This window comes from Alteribacillus persepolensis, assembly GCF_900099605.1.
Classification (GTDB): Bacteria; Bacillota; Bacilli; order Bacillales; family Marinococcaceae; genus Alteribacillus; species Alteribacillus persepolensis.
This window is the reverse complement of sequence record NZ_FNDK01000052.1, coordinates 1-4,038: the sequence shown is the minus strand read 5'-3', so window position 1 is coordinate 4,038 and position 4,038 is coordinate 1. Positions and strand designations below refer to the sequence as shown.

At 34.9% G+C, this 4,038-nt stretch carries 5 protein-coding genes; 1 reads left to right on the top strand and 4 read right to left on the bottom strand.

Annotated elements, in window-relative coordinates; genetic code table 11:
* Positions 1 to 287: 287 nt before the first annotated feature.
* The 4 genes from BLT18_RS17740 to BLT18_RS18465 form a co-directional block, all read right to left on the bottom strand.
* Positions 288 to 956, bottom strand: a complete 669-nt coding sequence (locus BLT18_RS17740; protein ID WP_091277081.1) for a hypothetical protein — start codon at positions 954 to 956, stop codon at positions 288 to 290.
* Positions 957 to 1,061: 105 nt separating this feature from the next.
* Positions 1,062 to 1,223 (bottom strand): hypothetical protein, encoded by a 162-nt coding sequence (locus BLT18_RS18470; protein ID WP_175487599.1) that lies wholly within the window; start codon positions 1,221 to 1,223, stop codon positions 1,062 to 1,064.
* 118 nt (positions 1,224 to 1,341) lie between these two features.
* Positions 1,342 to 1,842: a hypothetical protein gene (locus BLT18_RS17735; protein WP_091277078.1), complete on the bottom strand. Its 501-nt coding sequence runs from the start codon at positions 1,840 to 1,842 to the stop codon at positions 1,342 to 1,344.
* A gap of 274 nt (positions 1,843 to 2,116) precedes the next feature.
* Positions 2,117 to 2,275 carry a hypothetical protein gene (locus BLT18_RS18465; RefSeq protein ID WP_175487598.1) on the bottom strand — a complete coding sequence of 53 codons (159 nt, stop codon included), beginning with the start codon at positions 2,273 to 2,275 and terminating at the stop codon, positions 2,117 to 2,119.
* 226 nt (positions 2,276 to 2,501) lie between these two features.
* Between BLT18_RS18465 and BLT18_RS17730 the strand changes: the two genes are divergently transcribed.
* Entirely contained in the window at positions 2,502 to 3,506 is a 1,005-nt protein-coding gene (locus tag BLT18_RS17730) for a DUF3231 family protein (protein WP_091277075.1), read from the top strand.
* Positions 3,507 to 4,038: the final 532 nt, after the last annotated feature.

Genomic DNA, 4,038 nt, shown 5'->3' with positions numbered 1-4,038 from the left:
AATGGTTTCAACAACCCTTAATCAATTTAGTTCTCAGCAGTTACTGTTTGCTATAAAAAGAAAAAAGCATTATATACAAGGTCACTCAAAACCTTGAAAATAATGCTCAGTTTTTATTAATACATATTTTTAATAAAATTAATCTCCGCACGTTATTACACAAAATATTAAATAAGTTATTCCTTAAATGACTCTAGAGAGCAATATTGGGCGCATTTTTTATTTCGCGAAAGCGCCCTTTAACGGAATGACATGGTTCATGCTCAGACAGATTATCTATTCCTATTTCAAAAAAACTCATATAGTTTTTCAACCTTGGTAGTTTTAAAAACAAGTTCTTCACTGTTAAAAACCAGAATAACCGGAAACTTTTCAATATTTAATTCTTCCTTATAATCTACAACATAATCTTTTTGGTACGGTCTCCACGTCATAACCGTTTCTTGCTCTATTTTCTCCATTAACTGTTCATCCATTTGGGGCGGGGGTGTTTCTCCTTCTTCATACATAACAACAATATTTAATGTGTCTTCTATATGCGATAGAAGCCCTCTATATTTTTCTTCATACGTCATGTCTAACAGGATGAATTCCCCAGCTACTCCTTTAAACCCATCTCCTTTTGGGGGATTAATTAATACTTTTTGTCCCTCTTTTATATCATGAAGCGAGGCTTCCGTTGTATCCTCATATTGTAAAGTGGTTTCATCTGTGAGTTCAGCGGAGATGGCATATCCTTCATCTGTTGTAACGTTTCCCCGGTCTCTCTTTTCCCACCGAGAAATATCAACACTTATCACGCTATTCTCCGTATCAACTTCTCTAACAAGTCCAATCATTTTGTCATCTTCATATTGTCCTTGAGGTTCTTCATTAGTGTCTTTCGTGTCTTGACATGCTGTGATTAACAAGGTGCTCATTATTAAAATTGTTAGTGAGACTACATTTCTTCCCACAGTACCCCACCTTCCATTATCCATTCCCTTAAACATAGACGAGGTACAGTTTTATAAGTTACCAAGAAAGATTATAGATTAGCTGCCATTTACTGAATAGAATGCTTAACTCTCATCCTTCCTGACCTCTTCAACAATCACACTTAATTGGTCACTGATACCTACTAATACACCTGCAGTTATTCCAATTAAAGCAACGAGCGGACCATAAGATACAAAGCCTATAACGCCACCAATTATTACCCAAACCAGCAATGTAATATTCATAAGTTCCTCCACACTATAAATCACAAATCTCCAACAAAAGATACTCATGAAAGCTGCCCTTTAACGAAACAAAGAATGAATGGTATTATAATATTTTACTTTGCGCGTTGAAAAAAATTTAGTTCAAACTTGATTCTAGTAAAGAAGCAGGAATACTTTCGAAAACCAGAACTTCAGGATTTTGATAAGGTTTATTATCTAGATAATCATCAATATGTACTTTGCTCTTCCAGTATTTTTGCATAAGTTCTTCCTTAGAAGGAAATCCTGGCTCAATAATGCCTTTGCCTTCAAACTCCCTCATGTATTCATCTTCAATGTAGGTAAATAAATCAGTCGTAATCTCCTTATCAAAAACGTAGATTCTTTTTGTGAAAGCTGGAAAATACACATACTTTTTAAAGTTGTAAGGAGAGAACTTAGCTTCAACAGCCTGTTCAAAATCCAGATATTTATCGACATTTCCTTTTTGTATACGATGAATTAAGCCTGGGAACAATCCTCCTCCGCCTCCACAACCCAAAAACATGGATGTTGTCTTAGAATGAAGTCCATTTTTCATTACTCTTCTAATTGCCTCAGTACTTTCATGTCGGCCAAAAAGGTGATACAGATACATCTTCATCCTCCTTAATATCCGAAGTAAATGTTCACTTTACCCATCTTTTTCAGACTGCCGTACTATTTTTCTATCTTCCATACTATTAGCTTACCATTTACCTGTTTCATTGAATTATGTTTAAAGTGACGTCCTATTCAATTAAATGGCTCAAATGCAAAAAAACAGTTCTTATTACAGGAATAGCGCCCGATTCTGTAATATAGATTCTTCATTCTTGTTAGACTAACACATACCATATTCATTAGTCCTCTATAAAAAACATAATAATTTGTTAATCTTTTTCATTACCAGTAGCTTTTATATCCCTAGACATGTTTTGCTGTTTCACCATCCATTTAATAATACTATGCTCTTTATCAGTCAATTCTCTGTTTAATTTTTGTTCAAATTCTCGAGTAAGAAATATGTATCCTTCTTCCAAGTCATCCACTATACCCACACCTTTACATCTAAAAATAACTTAATTGAGGTGATATATAAGTATGCTTGGATAGTCTTTTCTTTTACCCAGATACCAACTATATTAAAATTTATTTCCAAAATTTTTTGAAACTAATTCAAAAAATTGATGAGAGCACCCTTTAGCTCAACAAAATTATTACTTTTTATTTATATACATTAATTATCCTGGGAAGCCTTTAGGAAGAGGTGGTTTTATGGACAAACAGGATTTAAAACTTACATCTGTGGAAATTGGGACATTGTGGTCACAATATGTAAATGGAACGGCAACTGATATCGTAAATAAGTATATGGTATCCATTATTGAGGATGAAAAAATAAGAGCTCTTTTTGAGCATGCTTTACAAATATTTGAAAAGCAAAAGAATCAGATAGCTACATTTATTGAGAACGAGGGATTCCCAGTCCCCATCGGGTTCACGGAACAAGACCTTAATAAAGGGACAAAAAGATTGTTTTCGGACATATTCTGTTTACACTATTTACACGTCATGACGCTACACGGTTTATTAGGTCATACCACATCACTGAGTTCTTCCGTAAGAAAAGATTTACGCGATTTTTACGACTCCTGTGATAATGACGGGAAATGGATGTATCATCAAACCATTGAATTATTACTAGAAAAGGGACATTTCCAAAGAGACCCCTATTTTTATCCTGAAGCCACCCCTGAATTTGTTTCAGGGCAGCAATTTTTAGATGGCTTCTTTGGTGACCAACGCCCTTTAGCTGCAACGGAAATAGCCGCTCTTTCGTTTAACATCAAGAAAAAAATATTGGAAAAAACTCTCTCCATTTCATTTAGCCAAGTAACACAGTCAAAAGAGGTAAGAAAGTTTTTAAAAGCGTCCCAAAAGGCCTCAGATGAGCAAATTCAATCATTGGGTAAAATATTACATCAAGACAATCTACCTGTGCCCACGTCCTGGGAAACAGAGGTTACAACTTCCCAAGATGCTCCCTTTTCAGACAAGTTAATGCTATATCATATAGGTTTTTTATTACAAACTGCACAAGCTTATCACGGAACAGGACTTGCGGTCGCGATGAGAACAGACCTTGTCATGAATTATGAAAAAATCATATTAAAAAACTTAATGGTGACAAAAGATTGGTTCGATTTAATGACAAAATATAAGTGGTTGGAGCAGCCTCCACTTGCCCCTAACCGAAAAAAGATGGCAAAAGACAAGTAATGACTCTCTCTCCCTTCAATTACTGAAGGGTTTTTTGCGTTTTTAACAAAACAAGTTATTCAAGAATCTGGCCCAATTATTGAACACAAGTGAAACAAGTGCTTTTCAACTAACCTGACTGTTCGCATTATTATAGCATTGGCATCTGCATTTTCATTAAAGTTATATGTATCAAAACCAATAACTGTTTATGGCTAAGCTACTATGTAGGTTTTGGCAATGATGGGCATGCAGTAGTTTTGTATATAAACAACTTTACATGGAGAAAGTGGTCATGATAGGCTGCCTTGCCAAGCAAGACCCTTTCCTGCCCTATTGCCTTTTATCTTGTCCACCGAGGCTCCATGTCAAGTCTCCACAATGTGGATTAATATACCGTTATTTGTATAATTAGGATTGCCATTACCTACAAAAAACGATTGCCAAATACACCAATAACCAGTAATGATGAGAAAATTTATAACGAAGTAAAGATTAGGCATATTTGCTTTGTCAGGATAGAGATGTTTGTTTCGCTTTTTCGTTATCCTTT